Source organism: Stenotrophomonas sp. (assembly GCF_032056425.1).
Lineage (GTDB): Bacteria > Pseudomonadota > Gammaproteobacteria > Xanthomonadales > Xanthomonadaceae > Stenotrophomonas.
This window is the reverse complement of the sequence record NZ_DAMBCN010000003.1, coordinates 261307-281219: the sequence shown is the minus strand read 5'-3', so window position 1 is coordinate 281219 and position 19913 is coordinate 261307. Positions and strand designations below refer to the sequence as shown.

Genomic DNA, 19913 nt, shown 5'->3' with positions numbered 1-19913 from the left:
GCAGCCATCGGCTATGCTCGCAGCCAGCGGCCGGATGGCCGTATCGATCCCCTTTTCGCACGGAGACTTCGCATGCGCAGCGGCAACCCGGCTCTTTCCGAGTCGACCTTCCTGGACCTGGCCAGCGGCTCGGTGGTGACCCAGCCCGACCAGGCCATGACCCTCAATGGCACCGTCAACAAGACCGGCATCCTGCTGCTGTTGACCGTGCTGACCGCTGCCTTCGCCTGGAACCAGACCGTGGACGACTACGGCCAGGTGATGGCCGGGGCGAAGCTGTACGCCATGGGCGGCGCCATCGGCGGCCTCGTACTGGCACTGATCACCGTGTTCAAGAAGGAATGGTCGCCGGTGACCGCGCCGCTGTACGCGCTGGTGGAAGGCCTGTTCCTGGGCGCCATTTCGGCGGTGTTCGAGCTGCGCTTCCCGGGCATCGTGTTCCAGGCCGTGCTGCTGACCTTCGGCACCCTGTTCGCCCTGCTGATGGCCTACCGCAGCGGCGTGATCAAGGCGACCGAGAACTTCAAGCTGGGCGTGGTCGCCGCCACCGGCGGCATCGCCCTGCTCTACCTGGCCTCGTTCGTGCTGGGCTTCTTCAACATCAACGTGCCGGTGATTCATAGCTCCGGCTGGCTGGGCATCGCCTTCAGCCTGTTCGTGGTGGTGGTGGCCGCACTGAACCTGGTGCTGGATTTCGACTTCATCGAAAGCGGTGTCGCCCAGCGCGCGCCGAAGTACATGGAGTGGTACGGCGCATTCGGCCTGATGGTGACCCTGGTCTGGCTGTACGTCGAATTCCTGCGCCTGCTGTCGAAGATCCAGCAGCGCTGATCGCAGACAGGGCTGTAAACGACAAGCCGCGATCCGCAAGGGTCGCGGTTTTTTTCATCTGGAACCCCACGCCATGCAGAACACGTCCCTCCCCCGCTTCCACAGTTACCGCCCGGCCGAGGGCCACGGCCTGCCGCACGATCCGTTCAACGCCATCATCGGCCCGCGACCGATCGGCTGGATCTCCAGCTGCAACGCCGAGGGCGCGCTGAACCTGGCGCCCTACAGCTTCTTCAACGCGTTCAACTACACCCCGCCGATCATTGGCTTCTCCAGCCAGGGCCGCAAGGATTCGCTGCACAACATCGAGGCCACCGGCGAGTTCGTCTGGAACCTGGCCACGTTCGCGCTGGCCGAAGCGATGAACGAGAGTTGCCGCGCGGTGCCACCGGACGTGGATGAGTTCGCTTTGGCCGGGCTGGCCCCACTGACCTCCACCCAGGTGCGGCCGCCGCGCGTGGCGCAGAGCCCGGTCAGCATGGAGTGCCGCTGCACCCAGATCGTGCGCCTGCGCGATGCGGCCGGGCAGGACACCAATGGGTGGCTGGTGCTGGGTGAAGTGGTGGCCGTACACATCGATCAGCGCCTGCTCGTCGATGGCATCTACGACACCGCCGCCGGCGACCCCATCCTGCGCGGTGGCGGCCCGGCAGACTACTTCCGAGTCAGCGCCGAACAGCGCTTCCGCATGTTCCGTGCCGCCTGAAGGTCACGCGCTTCGCCACGCAGCGTAGTGCGTGGCCAGGTACTCCACCAGCGCCCGCACCTTGGGCGCCAGCGCACGCGCGTGCGGATACAGGGCGAAGTAGCAGCGCTGTCCGCCATGCCAGGTTGGCAGTACATGAATAAGGCGACCGGCACGCAGGTCCTCCTGCACGGTCAGCGCGGTGAACAGACTGATGCCCATGCCCGCCAGCACGGCCGCATGCAGCGCCGGCGTGGCATCCACGCGCACGCGCTGCCCGGCCTCGATGCTGGCCGTAGCTCCGCGCGGCCCTTGCAGGTGCCAGGGCGCACTGGCTGCGGTCGGGCTGAAGCCCAGCAGCGTGTGCTGCTGCAGATCCGGCGCCTGCCGCGGCAGCCCATGCTGGGCCAGATAGGCCGGGGCAGCCACCAGGATGCGCGGACAGCGGGCCAGTTCGCGTGCCACCAGCTGGCTGTCCGGCAGCGACGGCGCGATGCGCAGCGCAAGATCGAACCCACCGCCCACCACGTCTACCAGCTGGTCATCGGCTGACAGGTCCAGCGACACCTGCGGGTAACGCGCCAGGAAACCCGGCAACCAGTGCGGCAACTCCTGGCTGGCCACCACCTGCGGCACGCTGATGCGCAGGCGTCCGCTGGGCTGCGCCTGGCCGGCGCGGGCGCGGTCGTCGGCCGCCTCAAGCCGATCGAGCAGGCTCACGGCCTCGCGGTAGTAGTCGCGCCCGGCCTCGGTGAGCGACATGCGGCGACTGTTGCGATCAAGCAGCCGCACCTGCAGGTGCTCTTCCAACTGTCGCAGCTGCCGTGACATGGCCGAATGGGTGGTGCCCAGCCGTTCGGCAGCCGCAGTGAAACTGCCCGTTTCGACGATCGCGCGCAGCGCCCGCAACGTAGCAAGATGATCCATCGGGCACGGCTCCTGCGGCGGGGCCCGCCAGCTGCGGGCCCCGCCAGCTTATCAAGCGCCGTCGCCGGTCTTGCGCACCGGCAGCGCCAGGATCGCATCGGTGCTGAGGACCTCACCGAACGCATCTTCGATCTGCGCCAGCGATGCTTCATGCAGCGCGCGATGGCCGATGCGCTGGCCGCCGGCCAGATCCAGGTCGCGGCTGGCGGTGGCATCGCCGGCCACCATCACCCGGTAGCCACGCGGGGCCGCGGCGGCATCACGGGCAGCGCCGACCACGCAGGCATGGGTCTGCAGGCCGGTCACGATCAGGGTGTCGATGCCGGCGTCCTTCAGCGTCTTGTCCAGCACGGCGGCCGAGGCACCCGCGAACACGCTGACGTTGTCCTTCTGCACCACGGTTTCGCCGCTGCGCGGCTGCAGGTCACGGTGGAATGCGGCATTGACGCTGCCCTGCGCGAACAGCGGCGCGCCGGCCGGCAGCACGTGCTGCACATGGATCACGCGGATGCCATTGGCATCGGCGAACTCGACCACGCGCTTGGCCTGTCGCAGCGCCACCACCCCATCGGGAATGACCATGCGGCCGCCGCTGAAGCCAGACGCGGCGCTGGCATCGAAGTACTCGTTCTGGAAGTCGATCACCAGCACGGCGGTGCGGGCGGCATCCAGGGCCGCTACCGTCGGCGCGCCGGCCATATGGCGGATGGTGGGATGGGCCGGCTCGGCCGCGGCGACCGGAGCGGTGGTGGCCATGCCGATCAGGCTGGCCAGGCCGAAAGCGGTAAGGTTCATGGGGCAACTCCTGTGCGAGGGGAAAGTGGGCACAGGATGTGGTGCGGACGACGCACGAACCAGCCGCGCAAGAGCACATGATCTGTGCAGAAAACGCACAGGCGAGTCGAGCCATGCTCGATTGCGCTGCGTAGAGCACGGCTCGCCGCTAAGACGCCAGCTTGACCCCGTTGAGCCGCACGATCATCGCGTGGTCGCGCCCCAGCACCACTTCGGCGGTATTGCTGCCGCCACGCACGGCACCTGCGAGGCCTGGCGGATACTTCACTGGCACGCCGGCCAGCGTCTGTACGTGCTCGGGCGGAGAAAACTGGAGCCTGATCACGAACGCCGCACAATTGCCTTCGAGCAGATACACAGGCAGCCCTGCTGGAAATTCGATCAGCCGCAGGATGCGCGCCTCGCTCTCCCGCAGGCGGCGCAGGGGCACGCCCTGCTTACGCAGGCGGCGCAGCGCGCGCTGGGCGCGGGACCACGGCCAGTAGAAGGTGGCGTAGATCGCCACGCCGATGGCATAGACGGCAACGGCCGCCACGACCCACACAGCCGCTTCGGGCATCTGAAAAAACATCCTTTCGGTGAAAACCTCCGTTGAAAACGCAGACGGGCCGTCCAAGAACGGCCCGTCTTCAACACTTCCTGCCTGTACTGGACATCGCCTGAAACGATCCCCAGCAGGAAGGCGCAGCCGCTTACAGGCGGCTGGCGATGGCCTTGGCAAAGCCCATGGTGGTGCCGGTGCCGCCGAGGTCGCCGGTCAGCGAATCCTTGGCTTCCATGGTGGCCACGATGGCCTTGCGCAGGCGCTCGGCGTTTTCCGGCTGGCCGATATGGTCCAGCATCTGTGCGGCGGCCAGCAGCAGCGCGCACGGGTTGGCCTTGCCCTGGCCGGCGATGTCCGGCGCGGTGCCGTGCACGGCTTCGAAGATCGCCGCGTCCTTGCCGATGTTGGCACCCGGGGCCAGGCCCAGGCCGCCGACCAGACCGGCACACAGGTCGGAGATGATGTCGCCGAACAGGTTGGTGGTCACGATCACGTCGAACTGTTCCGGACGCATCACCAACTGCATGCAGCAGTTGTCGACGATCATTTCCTGGAACTCGATGTCCGGGTACTGCGCGGCCACTTCACGGGCAACGTTCAGGAACAGGCCCGAGGTCGACTTGATGATGTTGGCCTTGTGCACGGCGGTGACCTTCTTGCGGCCGACGCTGCGGGCCAGCTCGAAGGCGTAGCGCACGATGCGCTCGGAGCCCTTGCGGGTGATGCGGGTGCCCGAGAACGCGGTCTCACCATCGGCCGAGACTTCCTGACCCTCAGCCAGGTAAGCGCCTTCGGTGTTCTCACGAACGGTGATCAGGTCGACGTTGTCGAAACGCGACTTGGTGTTCGGGAAGGTGTGGGCCGGACGCACATTGGCGTACAGGTCGAAATGGCGGCGCAGGCTGACGTTGATCGAGGTGAAGCCACCACCGACCGGGGTGGTCAGCGGGCTCTTCAGCGCCACCTTGTTGCGCGCGATCGATTCCAGGGTCACCGCCGGCATCAGGTCGCCATGCTTTTCCAGCGCCACCAGGCCGGCGTCAGCGTCTTCGTACTCCAGGCCAGCGTTCAGCTGGTCCAGCACGTACAGGGTGGCGTCCATGATTTCCGGGCCGATGCCGTCGCCGCGGATGACCGTAATTTTCTGCGTCATTGATCGATGTTCCGAACAGGGGGAAGTACGCCGTCCGGACGTGCCCGGAAACGCCGGCGCAAAGGAAGTTTCACCCGCAATTATGCCTGAGCCGGGGCCGAGGTCCCAAATAGACCATGGTCCCAGTCCCCGGCTCAGGCAGAATTGCCCGCGCATTCCTCCTCTACCCCCGCCTGTCGGCGCGCCCCTTCAACAAGAAGGGGCTCCTGGGCGGTCGGATCGCGGGAAAGGCCCCCCGCGCAGTGGGGGGCGCCGGCGCCGGGGCCCCCCGCGCAGTGGGGGGCGCCGGCGCCGGGGCGTGGCCGGCGGCTGTTCGTTCAGGTGGACGCCGGGCGTGGCCCGGCGTTGCCTCAGTGCTCGTGCGCTTCGGGGGCGGCGGCGCCGCCTTCCAGCTGGTCGAGGAAATCGACCGCGCGGCGCAGGTGCGGAATGACAATCGAACCGCCCACCACCAGGCCGACCGAGAAGGTCTCGAAGAACTCTTCGCGGCTCACCCCGGCCTCCTTGCACTGGGCCACGTGGTAGCTGATGCAGTCATCGCAGCGCAGCACCATCGAGGCGACCAGACCCAGCAGTTCCTTGGTCTTCACATCCAGCGCGCCGGCCTGGTAGGTCTGCGTGTCCAGCGCGAAGAAGCGGCGCACGACCTGGTTCGGCTCGCCCAGGATGCGCTCGTTCATGCGCTTGCGGAACGCGGTGAATTCGGCGATGCGGTCCTTGCTGCCGTCGTCTGCCGCGCTCATGCCTGGCCCTGCCCGGCCAGCAGCGGCTCGAGCTTGCCTTCACGGTGCAGGGCCATCATGTCGTCGTAACCGCCGACGTGGACATCCCCGATGAAGATCTGCGGCACGCTGGTACGGCGGGTCAGCGCCATCATCTTCTCGCGCTCGGCCGGATCCAGGTCGATGCGGACCTCGGTCCACTGCTGGCCCTTGCTCTTGAGGAAGTTCTTGGCGGCCACGCAGTACGGGCAGACGGCGGTGGAATAGAGGGTGATGGCGGGGCTGGCGCTGGAGGGCTGGGCTGTCACGGGAAACTCCACGATGGATCGACGGTCTGTATATGGTACCGGTGCGCTGGAATTTCCACGCCACCACCGCAACACTGTGGATTAACGAAGGGTTGCCCCCTGTCCTGCCACGCTGTGCCCGCCCTGCCCCGAGGATGTCCCGCTTGCGAGCCCTGCTGCTGACCACCGCCGTGACCCTGGCCCTGGCCATGCCGCTGGCCCGCGCCCAGGAAAAGCTGCCCGACATCGGTTCGTCGGCCGGCGAGCTGCTGACCCCGGCCCGCCAGGCCGAGTACGGGGCCATGATGCTGCGCGAACTGCGCAACTACGGTTACCTGCTGGACGACCCCCTGGTGAACGACTGGCTGCAGACCATGGGCACCCGTCTGGGCTCCAACAGCGACCAGCCCCGGCAGTCGTACACCTTCTTCATGATGAAGGACCGGCAGATCAACGCCTTCGCCACCCTGGGCGGCTATATCGGGGTCAACGCGGGGCTGGTGCTGACCGCCGAGCGCGAAGATGAAGTGGCCGCGGTGCTGTCCCATGAAATCGCCCACGTCACCCAGCAGCACGTGCTGCGCGGGGTGGAACGGGCCCAGCGCGACCAGATTCCGATCCTGCTGGGCATGCTGGCGGCAGTGGTGGCCGCCCAGGCCAGCAACAGCTCCTCCTCCGGCAACGCGACCATGGCCGCGATCAGTTCGGGCATGGGCCTGATTCAGCAGCGGCAGATCAACTACACCCGTTCCAACGAATCCGAGGCCGACCGTCTGGGCATCCGCACCCTGTCGCGCAGCGGCTATGACGTGGACGCGATGGCCGGCTTCTTCGAACGCATGTCGGCGGCCATGCGCGGCAACGACGGCGGCTACAGCATTCCCGACTTCCTGCGCACCCACCCGGTCAATACCACGCGCATCAGCGAAGCCAAGGCGCGTGCCGAGCAGATGAAGAAGGACACGGTGGTGCTGACCACCACCACGCCCGGTGGTGAACGCAAGGAACGGGTGAATCCTGCCGACCCCAGCCTGTCCGAGCCGCTGTTGCGCGGCAACAACCCGCTGCTGCCCGGCAACGTGCTGCGCCTGCCGATCGGCCAGCTCAACCGCGGCCCCAGTGGTGATTTCGAGTGGGCCCGCGAGCGCCTGCGCGTGCTCAGCGGCGACAGCAGCGGCGACGTGGACCGCGAGTACGCCGATCTGGCCAAACGGCAGAAGACCGGGCTGACCGATGCGCAGCGTTATGGCCAGGCCCTGGCCGGCATGCGCGGGGGCCGCAGCGGTGCGCTGCAGTCGCGCCAGGCGCTGGCCGACTTGGCCCAGACCCACCCGGACAACCTGTGGCTGGCACTGGCCCTGGCCGAAGCCGAATCGCGCTCGGGCCAGCCCGCCCAGGCCAACGCGCGCTTCGAGCAGCTGCTGCGCCAGCACCCTAACAGCCGGCCGGTCGCCCTGACCTATGCCGAGATCCTGAACGAACAGGGCGGCCGCGAGGCCGGCCAGCGCGCACAGGCCATGCTGCGCCCACTGCTGTCGCAAAGTGGTAACGATCCGGTCTTCCAGCAGCGGTACGCCCGTGCCAGTGAACTGGCCGGGGACAGCGTGCGCGCCAGCGAGGCCTACGCCGAAGCCGCCTTCCTGGGCGGCCGCCCGGAGCAGGCCCTGCTGCAGCTGCAGGCTCTGAAGCGCAACCCGGAACTGGATTACGTGGGCCGCGCCCGCGTGGATGCACGTATCGAGGCGATCACCCCCACCGTGCTGGAGCTGCGCCGCCAGGGCGTACAGGACCCGGAACTCGACCGCCGCTGAGGCGCGCATGACCGGCCGATGGCAGCCGGTCATTTATTCGGCCGGGTCGTCACAAACATGTCATCAAACCGTAGTCTACTGGCACCACTCCAGTAACCGAGCCCTACGGTGTCCTCGTGCAGAAACGCATCCTGATCGTCGATGACGAGCCCGCGATCCGAGAAATGGTCGCCTTCGCCCTGCGCAAGGGCGACTACGAGCCCGTACACGCTGGCGATGCCCGCGAAGCCCAGACCGCCATTGCCGACCGCGTGCCCGACCTGATCCTGCTGGACTGGATGCTGCCCGGCACCAGCGGGCTGGACCTGGCCCGCCGCTGGCGCAAGGAAACCCTGACCCGCGAAGTGCCGATCATCATGCTGACCGCACGCGGCGAGGAAAATGACCGCGTCGGTGGTCTGGAAGCCGGTGTGGACGACTACGTGGTCAAGCCGTTTTCGGCCCGCGAGCTGCTGGCCCGCATCCGCGCGGTCATGCGCCGCGCCCGCGATGACGACGAGGACGGCAGCGTGTCGGTCGGCCCGATCCGCATCGACGGCGCCGCCCATCGCGTATTCGCCAACGACCAGCCGGTGCCGATCGGCCCGACCGAATACCGTCTGTTGCACTTCTTCATGACCCACCCCGAGCGCGTCTACACCCGCGCGCAGCTGCTGGACCATGTGTGGGGCGGCAGCGTGTACGTGGAAGAGCGCACCATCGACGTGCACATCCGCCGCCTGCGCAAGACGCTGGAACCGTTCAATGCCGAGAACATGGTGCAGACCGTGCGCGGCGCCGGCTACCGCTTCTCCACCGCCACCTGAGCCTCGTCGTGCCGGCACCGCGCACCTGCCGGTGCCGGTGTCGGCATCTCTGCTATAACCCTCGGTTCACCGCGTGAACCGCCGCCTCCAACGACGAGACCGCAATGCCCCGCCACATCCGCTCCGCCTGGTTGAAGACGCTGGCCTCCGTGGCGGCGATAGTGCTGCTGGCCGGCGTGGTCGGGGGGATGAGCGGGCATCTGTGGTTGTGCATCGCACTGGCCGCACTGGCCACGCTGGCCTGGCACTACTGGCGCCTGCGCAGCGTGCTGCGCCGGCTGACCGCGCGCCAGCGCTGGGAAACCGCCGAGGAAGGGTCCGGCGTGTGGAACGAGCTGGACCGCCTGCTGTACCGCAACCAAGTGGAAATGCGCGTGCGCAAGCGCCGCCTGCTGGACATGCTGCGCAGCTACCGCGCCGCCGCCGCTGCCCTGCCCGATGCGGTGGTGGTACTGGACCGCAACAGCCAGCGCGTGCAGTGGTTCAACGAAGCGGCCACCGCCCTGCTCGGCCTGCACCACCCCGGCGATCTGGGCGAAGCACTGGTGGACCGCCTGCAACCGATGCCGCTGGCGCACTGGCTGGCCGGCGGCCGCAACGCCGAACCGATCCTGGACGTGCCCTCGCCGGTGGACCCGGCCATCCGCCTGAACCTGCGGCTGATTCCCTACTCGCAGGACTACTGGCTGCTGATCGCGCGCGATGTCAGCAAGCTGCTGCGCCTGGAACAGGTCCGCCGCGATTTCGTGGCCAACGTGTCGCACGAACTGCGCACGCCGCTGACCGTGGTGCATGGCTATCTGGACATGATGGACCCGGAGGATTTCCCGGGTACCGGCCCGATGCTGGAAGAAATGCGCAAGCAGAGCCAGCGCATGGCCCAGCTGGTGGAAGATCTGCTGACCCTGTCGCGGCTGGAGTCGCAGGAACACAGCGAGGCAGAGACCGTGGCCATGCAGCCGATGCTGGCCACCCTGCGCCGCGAAGCCGAGGCACACAGCCAGGGCCGCCACCAGATCAGTGTGGAGGATCTGGCCGGGGTGGACCTGCAGGGTTCAACCAAGGAACTGCACAGTGCCTTCTCCAACCTGGTGACCAATGCCGTGCGCTACACGCCTGCAGGTGGCCGCATCGACGTGCAGTTCCGCCGCGAAGGCGACGGCGTGGTGCTTGCCGTGCGCGATACCGGCTACGGCATTCCCGCCAACCACCTTCCGCGCCTGACCGAACGCTTCTATCGCGTGTCCAGCAGCCGTTCGCGCGAAAGCGGTGGCACCGGGCTGGGCCTGTCCATCGTCAAGCACATCCTTGGCCTGCACCACGCACGGCTGGAGATCGACAGCGAAGTGGGCAAGGGCTCGGTGTTCGCCTGCCATTTCGATGCCGACCACGTACGAACGCGCGACACCGCCCCCCTGACTTCCATCGAAGAATGACGCCATGAGCAGCCTCGGATCCCTCCCCCTCCCCGTGAGCCCGGACAACGATCCGTTGCGCGATCCGGCGCTGTACATCAACCGCGAACTGTCGCAGCTGGATTTCAACTTCCGCGTGCTGGCCCAGGCCATGGACCCGCAGGTGCCGCTGCTGGAGCGCCTGCGCTTCATGTGCATTTCCTGCACCAACCTGGACGAGTTCTTCGAGATCCGCGCTGCGGCCGTGCGCCACGCGCAGGAATTCGGCCTGCCGCCGGCCCCGGACGGCATGAGCCCGCAGACCATCCTCAACGCCATCCACGAGCGCGCCGCCGAACTGGTGGACCAGCAGTACCGCTGCTGGAACGAGACCCTGCGCCCGGCGTTGATGGAGGCGGGCATCGGCGTGCTCGGCCGCCATTCCTGGAGCGACCGCCAGCGCCGCTGGCTGCGCGCGTACTTCCGCAACGAGATCATGCCGGTGCTGTCGCCGCTGGGCCTGGACCCGGCGCATCCGTTCCCGAAGATCCTCAACAAATCGCTGAACATCGTGGTGGTGCTGAAGGGCACCGATGCGTTCGGTCGCGCTGGCCACCTGGCCATCGTGCGTGCGCCGCGTTCGCTGCCGCGCATCATCCAGCTGCCGGAAAAGCTGGGCGGCCCGCAGAACTTCGTGTTCCTGTCCTCGGTACTGTCCACCTTCGTGGACGAGCTGTTCCCGGGCATGGAAGTCCAGGGCGCCTACCAGTTCCGCGTCACCCGCAATTCGGAACTGGTGGTGGACGAGGAAGAAGTGGAGAACCTGGCGCTGGCCCTGCGCGACGAACTGGTGGACCGCGGCTACCGGCCGGCGGTGCGGCTGGAGATTGCCCATGACATGCCGCGCGAGATCGTGCGCACCCTGCTGCAGAACTTCGGCCTGACAGAAAACGCGGTGTACCGCATCGACGGCCCGGTGAATCTCAACCGCATCATCCAGCTGTACGACCTGATCGCGCAGCCGGATCTGAAGTACCCGCCGATGACCCCGCGAACGCTGCGCGACAGCGACGGCATCTTCGACACTGTGGCCCGCCAGGACCTGCTGCTGCATCACCCGTTCGATGCCTTCAGTGCGGTGCTGGACCTGATCAAGCAGGCGGCGATCGACCCGAACGTACTGGCGATCAAGCAGACCCTGTACCGCACCGGCAAGGACTCGCAGATCGTGGAGGCACTGATCCAGGCCGCACGCAACGGCAAGGACGTGACCGTAGTTGTGGAACTGCGCGCGCGCTTCGACGAAGAGGCCAACCTGGGCCTGGCCGACCGCCTGCAGGAAGCCGGCGTACAGGTGGTGTACGGCGTGGTGGGCTACAAGACCCACGCCAAGATGCTGCTGATCGTGCGCCGCGAAGGCCGCAAGCTGCGCCGCTACGTGCACCTGGGCACCGGCAACTACCACAGCGGCACCGCCCGCGCGTACACCGACATCAGCCTGATCACCGCCGATGCAGACATCGGCAACGACGTGCACCTGCTGTTCCAGCAGCTGTCCGGGCTGGCCTCGAAGATGAAGCTCAAGCGCCTGCTGCAGTCGCCCTTCACCCTGCACGCCGGCATCCTGGGCCGGATCGAGCGCGAAACCCGCATCGCCGCGGCCGGCCGCCCGGCGCGCATCATCGCCAAGATGAACGCACTGAACGAACCGCAGGTGGTGCGCGCCCTGTACGCCGCATCGCAGGCCGGGGTGCAGATCGACCTGATCATCCGCGGCGCCTGCACCCTGCGCCCGGGCGTGCCGGGCGTGTCGGACTCCATCCGCGTGCGCTCCATCGTCGGCCGTTTCCTGGAACACAGCCGGGTGTACTGGTTCGGCAATGACGGCGCCCCGGAACTGTATTGCGCCAGCGCCGACTGGCTGGAACGCAACCTGCTGCGCCGGGTCGAAACCGGCTTCCCGATCCTGGACCCGGAACTGGCCAAGCGGGTGTACCGCGAAGTGCTGCAGAACTACCTGGACGACAACCTCAACGCGTGGGAGCTGGATGCCGAGGGCGTGTACCACAAGCGTGCGCCGGCCCACGATGAAGCGCCGCATTCGGCACAGATGGCGTTGATGCAAGGGCTGTGACCCGGCGGGTGTCGACCAAGGTCGACACCTAGCTACAGCAAAAGCAGTCGAGCATGGCTCGACTCTACAGAAGCGATTCAACACCGGGATCTGACCCCGTGCCGTTCCGACAGACCGCGGGAACTGTCGAAGGCGGGGTGGGTCCGGTTGCGGGGGCGTGAGCGCCATGGATGGCGCGATCGAGGCTACATGGACGTATTTACGCCGTCCCCCGCAACCGGACCCACCCCGCCATCCCACGGACAGCCCGCCTTTGACGTTGACGTTGACATTGATCCGGCAGGTGCAGGGCGCAGCCCTGCCGCACGCCCCCTGCAAAATGTGAAGGCCGCGCGGTGACGAGCACACCGCCCCTTCGGCTAACATTCGCCCATGCCGCATACCACCACGACTCCGCCCGCATTGCAGGATGGCGACCTGCTGGCCGCCATCGACCTTGGCTCCAACAGCTTCCATATGGTCATCGCGCGCTACACGCTTGGCCAGTTGCGGGTAATCGACCGCCTGCGCGAAACGGTACGCATGGCCGATGGCCTGGACGGCAAGGGCGGCCTGTCCGCCGCCGCCCGCCAGCGCGCGCTGGAATGCCTGGCCCGCTTCGGCCAGCGCATCCGCAACGTGCCCCCGCACCGCGTGCGCGCCCTGGCCACCAACACCGTGCGCCAGCTGCGATCGCCGCAGGCGTTCCTGATGCCGGCCGAAACCGCGCTGGGGCACGCCATTGAAGTGGTGAGCGGCCGCGAAGAAGCCCGCCTGATCTACCTGGGCGTGGCCCATGCCCAGCCGCCCAAGGCCGACCAGCGCCGCCTGGTGATCGACATCGGCGGTGGCTCCACCGAGTTCATCATCGGCCAGGGCATGCAGACCCTGGAACGCGAGAGCCTGCAGGCCGGTTGCATTGCCAGCACGCGCCGCTTCTTCCCCGGCGGCAAGCTCAGCCGCAAGCGCTGGAAGGACGCACTGGCCGAGATCGGTCGCGAGTTCCAGCCCTTTGCCAGCAAATACCGCGTGCTGGGCTGGCACGAGGCACTCGGATCCTCGGGCACGCACAAGGCGATCAGCGAGATCTGCGCCAGCATGAAGCTGAGCAAGGGCGCGATCACCGCCGAAGCCCTGCCACAGCTGCGCGATGAGCTGCTGAAGGCCAAGAAGATCGACGACATCGTGCTGCCCGGCCTGTCCAGCGACCGACGGCCGATCATCGCCGGCGGCATCCTGGTGCTGGAGGCGGCGTTCCAGGCGCTGGGCCTGCAGAAGCTGCTGGTCAGCAAGGCCGCCATGCGCGAAGGCATCCTGTACGACATCGTCGGCCGCGCCGGCGAGAACGACCCACGCGACGAATCGGTAGCTGCGCTGACCCAGCGCTACGGCATTGATACCGCCCAGGCCGACCGCGTGCAGGACACCGCCCTGGGGCTGCTGGAACAGGTGCAGGAGCGCTGGAAGCTGGATGCCGATGATGCGCGCATGCTCGGCTGGGCCGCGCGCCTGCATGAGCTGGGGCTGATGATCGCCCACAGCGGCTACCACGTGCACGGCAGCTACGTGCTGGAAAATTCCGACATTGCCGGCTTCTCGCGGCAGGAACAGCAGATGCTGGCGGCACTGGTACGCAGCCATCGGCGCAACGTCGGCAAGTCCGCCTTCGATGCTCTGCCCGAGCGCCTGCTGCTGACGGCACGCCGGTTGACCGCACTGCTGCGGCTGGCCGTACTGCTCAACCGTGCCCACGAAGACGTGCCGCCGCCGGCACTGGAACTGACCGCCGACGACAATCGCCTCTCGTTGATCGTGCCGCAGGCCTTCATCGATGCCCGGCCGCTGCTGCGTGCGGATCTGATCGGCGAAACCGAAGGCCTGGCCGGGCTCGGCCTGCAGTTCCGCCCCTTCGTGGTGTGACCCCAAGCCGGCTCCGCGCCGGCCTCCGAAAGCCTCCGAAAGCGGCCCGGCAACGGGCCGTTCTCGTCTGTGTTTTGCGCAAACTTCAAGCTGAATGCGGATTCAGCTTTCTTGTCAGGACCTGTGTCGTGCCGGTCTGCATGACCCTAAGCCCTTGCTTTCATTAAATTTTCGTGATCTCAAGGCGACAAAAATCGACACATTTCGTAACACCCCCTTTACAGATGGTTAACGAACGAGAATAAATCGAAGTCACCGGCTCAGTCCTGACAGGCGACACCGGCTTTCGCAGGCCCTTTTGGCCTGCATCTGCAGCCTCAACGAGAGAGAGAGACTCGATGACTTCACGCTCCACCGTGCTGGGCCAGGCGATCCGCCATGCCCTGATCGTCGGCACCGCAACCATTGCGCTGCCTGCACTGGCCCAGGACGGCGCCCCCACCACCCTCGATCGCATCGAGATCACCGGCTCACGCATCCGCCAGGTCGACGTGGAAAACGCCAACCCGGTGCTGGCGATCTCGCGCAAGGACATCGAACGCCAGGGCTTCAGCTCGGTGGCCGACATCCTGCAGAACGTCACCGCCATGGGCAGCCCGGCCATCAGCCGCGCCAACGTGCTGAGCGCCGGTGAAAACGCGGGCGGCACCTACATCGACATGCGCAACCTGGGCGCCCAGCGCACCCTGGTGCTGGTGAACGGCAAGCGCCTGGGCATTAGCACGTCCGGTTACCAGGACGTGTCGAGCCTGCCGGTGTCGGCGGTGGAGCGCATTGAAGTGCTGAAGGACGGCGCCTCGGCCATCTATGGTTCGGACGCCATGGCCGGCGTGGTCAACATCATCACCCGCCACAACGCCACCGGCGTGACCGCCAACGTCTACCACGGCCAGTACAGCCAGGGCGACGGTGCACGCGACCGCTTCGACGTGGTGGCCGGTTGGGCCAACGACCATGGCTCCATCACGCTGTCGGCCGAACATTCCGAAGAAAAGGCCGTGTGGGCCAAGGACCGCGACTTCAGCGCCTTCGGCAACACCGCCCGCCACCCGACCGAGGCGTGGACCACGGTCAGCCAGTGGGGCCAGATCACCGGCCTGCGCGGCCCGGGCTGCACCGCGCCCAACAACGGCACCTGCAGCTATTCGCTGAACCGCGGCGCCGACCCGCTGAACCCGGCCAACTACCACCTGACCAATGCCAGTGCACCGGATGGCGATGTCAGCAACACCAACGAACAGATGCACCTGAACTACCCGCTGAAGCGTGATTCGGTGTTCGTCGATGGCCGCCTGAACATCACCGACAACGTGCACTTCAGCACCCAGCTGGGCTACAACAAGCGCGAGTCGAGCCGCCAGATCGCCGGCTATCCGCTGCAGTCGTCCACCGCCGGCATCGGTTCGATGTCGATCGACAGCTACTTCAACCCGTTCGGTCGCAAGAACGGCTATGCCACCCCGACCGCGGTGGCCTGGAACCACCGCACCTGGGAAGTGCCGCGCGTCAGCGACAGTGAACTGAAGACCTATCGCGCCGTGGCCGCCTTCGACGGTACCTTCAACATCGGCGAGCGCTACTTCGACTGGGAAGTGGGCTACCAGTACAACAAGAACGAGCTGCGCCAGCACGCCACCGGCAACCTGCACAAGGAACGCGTGAAGAACGCGGTGGGCCCGTCGTACTACAACGCCACCACCGGCAAGGTCGAGTGTGGCAGCGCCACCGCGCCGATCGCCAACTGCATGGTCTGGAACCCGCTGGTCGCGGCCGGTGTGGTGAACCCGTACGGCCTGACCGGCAACCAGGCCCTGATCGACTACCTGATGCCGGCCGAGGATTCTTCCGGCAAGACCGTCGGCAAGAACTTCTTCGCCACCATCGCCGGCAGCATCGTGACCCTGCCGGGCGGCGATCTGGGCTTTGCCTTCGGTGTGGAACACCGCAAGGAAACCGGCGAATTCATCCCCGATGCGCTGGCCCAGACCGGTGCCACCACCAACCTGGCCGCCGGCCCGACCGGTGGCGGCTACAAGGTGAAGGAAGCCTACCTGGAGTTGAACGCGCCGATCCTGGCCGGCCTGCCGGGCGCGCAGGAGCTGACCCTGAACGCCGCCACGCGCTTCTCGGACTACGACACCTTCGGCAACACGCTGAACAGCAAGTTCGGCTTCAAGTGGCGCCCGATCGAACAGCTGATGGTGCGTGGCACCTGGGCTGAAGGCTTCCGCGCCCCGACCATCAACGACCTGTACGGCGGCGGTTCGGAAACCTTCACCACCGGCTACGCCGATCCCTGCGACACCGTCTACGGCCCGTCCAAGGACAGTGCCGCCGTGCGCGCGCGCTGCGCCCGCGACATCGCCAACGCCGACACCTACCGTCAGCTGAAGCAGGGCAACGTGCCGATCACCAGCAGCACCGACCAGACCCCGGTGCCGTTCACCAACGGCTCCAACCCGCTGCTGCAGCCGGAAACCTCCACGAGCAAGACCCTGGGCCTGGTGTGGAGCCCGAACTTCATCCAGAACTTCAACGTTTCGCTGGACTGGTGGAAGATCCGCATCGACAACACCATCGTGGCCGACAGCCCGAACCAGATCCTGATCGACTGCTACGAGCAGGGCATCGATTCGCGCTGCACGCAGTTCACCCGCGACCCGTCGCTGGGCATCGTCAACAAGCTGACCTACGGCAACCGTAACGCCGGTTTCCTGGAAACCGAAGGTTACGACATGGAGCTGACCCACCGTCTGGACACCGACGCGCTGGGCACCTTCAGCACCCAGTGGTCGACCACCTACGTCAGCTCGAACATCTTCCGTTCCACCAACGATCCGACCGTGGTGCCGACCCCGGTCAACGGTATCGCCACCAACACCACCAACGGCTTCCGCGTACGTTCCAACCTGACGGTGGGCTGGGACAAGGGCGACTTTGGTGTCAGCTGGACCGCCCGCTACTACTCCGGTGTGAAGGAGACCTGCCTGAACGCGGTCACGCATCCGGATGAATGTTCCGATCCGGGCGTGCGTGCACCGTGGTTCTCCGGTTCGCGCAACTACAACGAGCGTGGTTCGGTGACCTTCCACGACGTGCAGTTCCGCTACAACCTGCCGTGGGATGCAACCGTGGCCGTCGGTGCCAACAACGTGTTCGAGAAGTACGGCCCGAACATGTACACCAAGCCGAACTCGGTGTTCTCCTACTACGGTGGCTACGACATCGGTCGCTTCGTTTACCTGAAGTACCAGCAGCGCTTCTGATCCCGCGCGTTGCCGCAGTAAAGTGACACGACCACGGCCCTTCGGGGCCGTGGTTTTTTTCTGCGTCCGGCAGGCCTGGACACCGTCATCGGACGGTCGCATTACGGTCACAACGGCTACATCGCCAGCGCCGAGCATGCCGGAAAACCGGAGGCCCGCCATGCGCCATGCCATCGTCACCGAGACCTATCCGCCGGAGGTCAACGGCGTTGCACTGACCGTGCAAAGCCTGGAGCAGGGACTGCGCGCCGCCGGCCATGAGGTCGATCTGATCCGCCCACGACAGGCCAGTGAAGCGCTGGAAGCGGCGCCGGGCACCCTGCTGGTGCCGGGCGCCGCCCTGCCCCGCTACCCCGGCCTGCGCTTCGGCCTGCCCGCACCGATCCGCCTGGGACGCCACTGGCAGCAGCACCGCCCCGACGCAATCTACATCGCCACCGAAGGCCCGCTGGGCTGGTCGGCGCTGCGCACCGCGCGGCGGCTCGGCATTCCCGTTGCTACCGGCTTCCACACCCGCTTCGACGAATACCTGCCCGACTATGGCGTGGCGTGGCTGCAGTCGGCGGCCATGCGCTGGATGCGACGCTTCCACAACCAGGCCGACGCCACTCTGGTGCCGACCCGCGAGCTGCAGCAGTTCCTCGGCGACCAGGGATTCGAGCGCGTGCGCCTGCTGGCGCGCGCGGTGGACAGCCAGCAGTTCGACCCGAGCCGCCGCGATCCCGCGTTGCGCGAGGAATGGGGCGTGGACGGCAACGGGCTGGTTGCCCTTTACGTCGGCCGCATTGCCGCAGAGAAGAATCTGGGGCTGGCAGTGAAGGCGTTCCGCCGTCTGCAGCAGGTACGGCCGAAGGCGCGCTTCGTCTTCGTGGGTGACGGCCCGGCACGCGACAAGCTGGCCCACGACAACCCCGATTTCATCTTCTGCGGCATCCAGCGCGGCGACGCCCTGGCCCGCCATTTCGCCAGCGGCGATCTGTTCCTGTTCCCCAGCCGCAGCGAGACGTTCGGCAACGTGACCCTGGAAAGCATGGCCAGCGGCCTGGCCACGGTGGCCTTCGACTATGGCGCCGCCCGCGAGTACCTGCGCCACGGCGAGAACGGCGCGGCCGTGGATGACGACACACAGTTCGTGGACGCGGCCGTGCAGCTGGCCAGCAACGATGCGCTGCGCCGCGAGCTGGGTGACAACGCGGCCCGCGCCATGAAGCGCCTGCACCCGCAGCAGGTGGTGGCCGAATTCGAAACGCTGCTGGCCGAGCTGGCCCTGGCACGGAGGAGCGGACATGCGCACCACGCCGCTTGAAGGACTGGCCGGGCGCGAAGCACGGCTGTGCCGGCGGGCCAACCACTACTGCCGGCGCCGCCGGGTGCGCCGCCTGTTCTCACTCATCAGCCGCCTGGGCGACGGCGTGTTCTGGTACGTGTTGATGGGCGCGCTGGTGCTGGTCGATGGCTTCGACGGCCTGCGTGCGTCGGTGCACATGGCCGCCACCGGGCTGGCCGCACTGCTGCTGTACAAGGGCCTGAAGCGCTGGACCCGTCGCCCGCGCCCCTATGCGGCCGACCTGCGCATCCGTGCCTGGGTCGCGCCGCTGGACGAGTTCAGCTTCCCGTCCGGGCACACCCTGCACGCGGTGTCTTTCACCATCGTGGCGCTGGCGTACTACCCGTGGCTGGCGCCGCTGCTGGTGCCCTTCACCCTGGGCGTGGGCCTGTCGCGGGTGGTGCTGGGCCTGCATTACCCCAGCGACGTGCTGGCCGCGACCGGCATCGCCACGCTGCTGGCGTGGGCCAGCCTGAGCTGGCTGCCGCTGCCGGTGTAATCGGCGGCTGATCCGCCGGCCATCGCGCCGCGCCAGCGGTAGCGCCGGGCCATGCCCGGCGGATGATGCCCTAGAATGACCGCATGACCACGCTGTTCATTTCCGATCTGCATCTGGACCCCAGCCGTCCAGCCATCACCGACCTGTTCCTGCGCTTCCTGCGTGAGGAAGTGCCTGGCGCCGATGCGCTGTACATCCTCGGCGATCTGTTCGAAGCCTGGATCGGCGATGACACCCCGTCGCCGGTGGCCGATGCCGTGGCCGACGCGCTGAAGACGCTTGTCGACAGCGGTGTGCCGGTCTACTTCATCCGTGGCAACCGCGATTTCCTGTTGGGCGAGGACTATGCGCGCCGCGCCGGACTGCGCATCCTGCCCGACCCCTGCGTGATCGATCTGTACGGCCGCGCGGTCATGCTGCAGCACGGCGACCTGCTGTGCACCGATGACATTCCCTACCAGCAGTTCCGCGCGCAGACCCGCGATCCGGTGTTCCAGGCGCAGTTCCTGGCGCAGCCGCTGGCCGCACGCATTGCCTTCGCGCAGAAAGCACGCGATGCCAGCCAGGCACGCCAGTCGGAAATGAAGCACGGCGACCGCGCACAGTTCGAAACGGTGACCGATGTCGCCCCGGCCGAGGTGGATGCCACCTTCGTACGCCACGGTGTGGATACGATGATCCACGGGCATACCCACCGCCCGGCCATCCACAGCATCCAGGCCGGTGGCCGCGCGTGTACCCGCATCGTGCTGGGCGACTGGTACGAACAGGGCTCGGTGCTGCGCGTGGACGCTGGCGGCTGGCGCCTGGATTCCCTCTGACAGGGGGTGCGG

The 19913-nt window shown here is 67.0% G+C and carries 17 protein-coding genes; 11 read left to right on the top strand and 6 right to left on the bottom strand.

What is annotated here, in order from left to right:
- Nucleotides 1-72: 72 nt before the first annotated feature.
- Nucleotides 73-831, top strand: coding sequence for a Bax inhibitor-1/YccA family protein (locus RTY46_RS04140; protein WP_312706791.1), 759 nt, complete (start codon nt 73-75; stop codon nt 829-831).
- Nucleotides 832-904: 73 nt separating this feature from the next.
- Nucleotides 905-1537, top strand: a complete 633-nt coding sequence (locus RTY46_RS04135; protein ID WP_312706790.1) for a flavin reductase family protein — start codon at nt 905-907, stop codon at nt 1535-1537.
- A 3-nt stretch (nt 1538-1540) separates the two neighbouring features.
- On the opposite strand, the gene RTY46_RS04130 is transcribed toward RTY46_RS04135, so the two are convergent.
- The 6 genes from RTY46_RS04130 to grxC all read right to left on the bottom strand — a co-directional run bounded on the left by RTY46_RS04130 (nt 1541) and on the right by grxC (nt 5965).
- Nucleotides 1541-2443 (bottom strand): LysR family transcriptional regulator, encoded by a 903-nt coding sequence (locus tag RTY46_RS04130; protein ID WP_312706789.1) that lies wholly within the window; start codon nt 2441-2443, stop codon nt 1541-1543.
- A gap of 51 nt (nt 2444-2494) precedes the next feature.
- Nucleotides 2495-3238 (bottom strand): cysteine hydrolase, encoded by a 744-nt coding sequence (locus RTY46_RS04125; RefSeq protein WP_312706788.1) that lies wholly within the window; start codon nt 3236-3238, stop codon nt 2495-2497.
- 148 nt (nt 3239-3386) lie between these two features.
- Nucleotides 3387-3797, bottom strand: coding sequence for a hypothetical protein (locus RTY46_RS04120; protein ID WP_312706787.1), 411 nt, complete (start codon nt 3795-3797; stop codon nt 3387-3389).
- 133 nt (nt 3798-3930) lie between these two features.
- The gene (locus tag RTY46_RS04115; RefSeq protein WP_199934493.1) at nt 3931-4935 is read right to left on the bottom strand and encodes an isocitrate dehydrogenase; all 1005 of its coding nucleotides are present in this window, start codon (nt 4933-4935) and stop codon (nt 3931-3933) included.
- Nucleotides 4936-5285: 350 nt separating this feature from the next.
- Complete coding sequence (locus RTY46_RS04110; RefSeq protein ID WP_312706786.1) at nt 5286-5678, bottom strand: carboxymuconolactone decarboxylase family protein; 393 nt, start codon at nt 5676-5678, stop codon at nt 5286-5288.
- Nucleotides 5675-5965: a glutaredoxin 3 gene (gene grxC / locus RTY46_RS04105; RefSeq protein WP_312706785.1), complete on the bottom strand. Its 291-nt coding sequence runs from the start codon at nt 5963-5965 to the stop codon at nt 5675-5677. The genes RTY46_RS04110 and grxC overlap by 4 nt, the downstream gene beginning before the upstream one ends.
- 134 nt (nt 5966-6099) lie before the next feature.
- On the opposite strand from grxC, the gene RTY46_RS04100 reads away from it, so the two are divergent.
- From RTY46_RS04100 to lpxH, 9 genes are all read left to right on the top strand, one after another.
- Nucleotides 6100-7755, top strand: a complete 1656-nt coding sequence (locus tag RTY46_RS04100) for a M48 family metalloprotease (RefSeq protein WP_312706784.1) — start codon at nt 6100-6102, stop codon at nt 7753-7755.
- A 116-nt stretch (nt 7756-7871) separates the two neighbouring features.
- Nucleotides 7872-8561, top strand: a complete 690-nt coding sequence (gene phoB, locus RTY46_RS04095; protein WP_108748700.1) for a phosphate regulon transcriptional regulator PhoB — start codon at nt 7872-7874, stop codon at nt 8559-8561.
- 104 nt (nt 8562-8665) lie between these two features.
- Complete coding sequence (phoR, locus tag RTY46_RS04090) at nt 8666-9997, top strand: phosphate regulon sensor histidine kinase PhoR (protein WP_312706783.1); 1332 nt, start codon at nt 8666-8668, stop codon at nt 9995-9997.
- A gap of 4 nt (nt 9998-10001) precedes the next feature.
- Nucleotides 10002-12089 (top strand): polyphosphate kinase 1, encoded by a 2088-nt coding sequence (ppk1, locus tag RTY46_RS04085; protein WP_312706782.1) that lies wholly within the window; start codon nt 10002-10004, stop codon nt 12087-12089.
- A 372-nt stretch (nt 12090-12461) separates the two neighbouring features.
- On the top strand, nt 12462-13988 hold the full coding sequence (ppx, locus tag RTY46_RS04080) for an exopolyphosphatase (protein WP_312706781.1): 1527 nt from the start codon (nt 12462-12464) through the stop codon (nt 13986-13988).
- Between the two features lie 338 nt (nt 13989-14326).
- Nucleotides 14327-17254, top strand: coding sequence for a TonB-dependent receptor (locus RTY46_RS04075; RefSeq protein WP_312706780.1), 2928 nt, complete (start codon nt 14327-14329; stop codon nt 17252-17254).
- Between the two features lie 160 nt (nt 17255-17414).
- Nucleotides 17415-18560 carry a glycosyltransferase family 1 protein gene (locus tag RTY46_RS04070; protein WP_312706779.1) on the top strand — a complete coding sequence of 382 codons (1146 nt, stop codon included), beginning with the start codon at nt 17415-17417 and terminating at the stop codon, nt 18558-18560.
- Nucleotides 18541-19080: a phosphatase PAP2 family protein gene (locus RTY46_RS04065; RefSeq protein WP_312706778.1), complete on the top strand. Its 540-nt coding sequence runs from the start codon at nt 18541-18543 to the stop codon at nt 19078-19080. The genes RTY46_RS04070 and RTY46_RS04065 overlap by 20 nt, the downstream gene beginning before the upstream one ends.
- 83 nt (nt 19081-19163) lie before the next feature.
- Nucleotides 19164-19901 (top strand): UDP-2,3-diacylglucosamine diphosphatase, encoded by a 738-nt coding sequence (lpxH, locus tag RTY46_RS04060; RefSeq protein ID WP_312706777.1) that lies wholly within the window; start codon nt 19164-19166, stop codon nt 19899-19901.
- Nucleotides 19902-19913 lie beyond the last annotated feature (12 nt).

Coding starts and splice junctions, on each gene's coding strand:
- RTY46_RS04140 (WP_312706791.1), top strand. CDS start 73: ATGCGCAGCGGCAACCCGGCTCTTTCCGAGTCGACCTTCCTGGACCTG.
- RTY46_RS04135 (WP_312706790.1), top strand. CDS start 905: ATGCAGAACACGTCCCTCCCCCGCTTCCACAGTTACCGCCCGGCCGAG.
- RTY46_RS04130 (WP_312706789.1), bottom strand. CDS start 2,443: ATGGATCATCTTGCTACGTTGCGGGCGCTGCGCGCGATCGTCGAAACG.
- RTY46_RS04125 (WP_312706788.1), bottom strand. CDS start 3,238: ATGAACCTTACCGCTTTCGGCCTGGCCAGCCTGATCGGCATGGCCACC.
- RTY46_RS04120 (WP_312706787.1), bottom strand. CDS start 3,797: ATGCCCGAAGCGGCTGTGTGGGTCGTGGCGGCCGTTGCCGTCTATGCC.
- RTY46_RS04115 (WP_199934493.1), bottom strand. CDS start 4,935: ATGACGCAGAAAATTACGGTCATCCGCGGCGACGGCATCGGCCCGGAA.
- RTY46_RS04110 (WP_312706786.1), bottom strand. CDS start 5,678: ATGAGCGCGGCAGACGACGGCAGCAAGGACCGCATCGCCGAATTCACC.
- RTY46_RS04100 (WP_312706784.1), top strand. CDS start 6,100: ATGTCCCGCTTGCGAGCCCTGCTGCTGACCACCGCCGTGACCCTGGCC.
- phoR (WP_312706783.1), top strand. CDS start 8,666: ATGCCCCGCCACATCCGCTCCGCCTGGTTGAAGACGCTGGCCTCCGTG.
- ppk1 (WP_312706782.1), top strand. CDS start 10,002: ATGAGCAGCCTCGGATCCCTCCCCCTCCCCGTGAGCCCGGACAACGAT.
- ppx (WP_312706781.1), top strand. CDS start 12,462: ATGCCGCATACCACCACGACTCCGCCCGCATTGCAGGATGGCGACCTG.
- RTY46_RS04075 (WP_312706780.1), top strand. CDS start 14,327: ATGACTTCACGCTCCACCGTGCTGGGCCAGGCGATCCGCCATGCCCTG.
- RTY46_RS04070 (WP_312706779.1), top strand. CDS start 17,415: ATGCGCCATGCCATCGTCACCGAGACCTATCCGCCGGAGGTCAACGGC.
- RTY46_RS04065 (WP_312706778.1), top strand. CDS start 18,541: ATGCGCACCACGCCGCTTGAAGGACTGGCCGGGCGCGAAGCACGGCTG.
- lpxH (WP_312706777.1), top strand. CDS start 19,164: ATGACCACGCTGTTCATTTCCGATCTGCATCTGGACCCCAGCCGTCCA.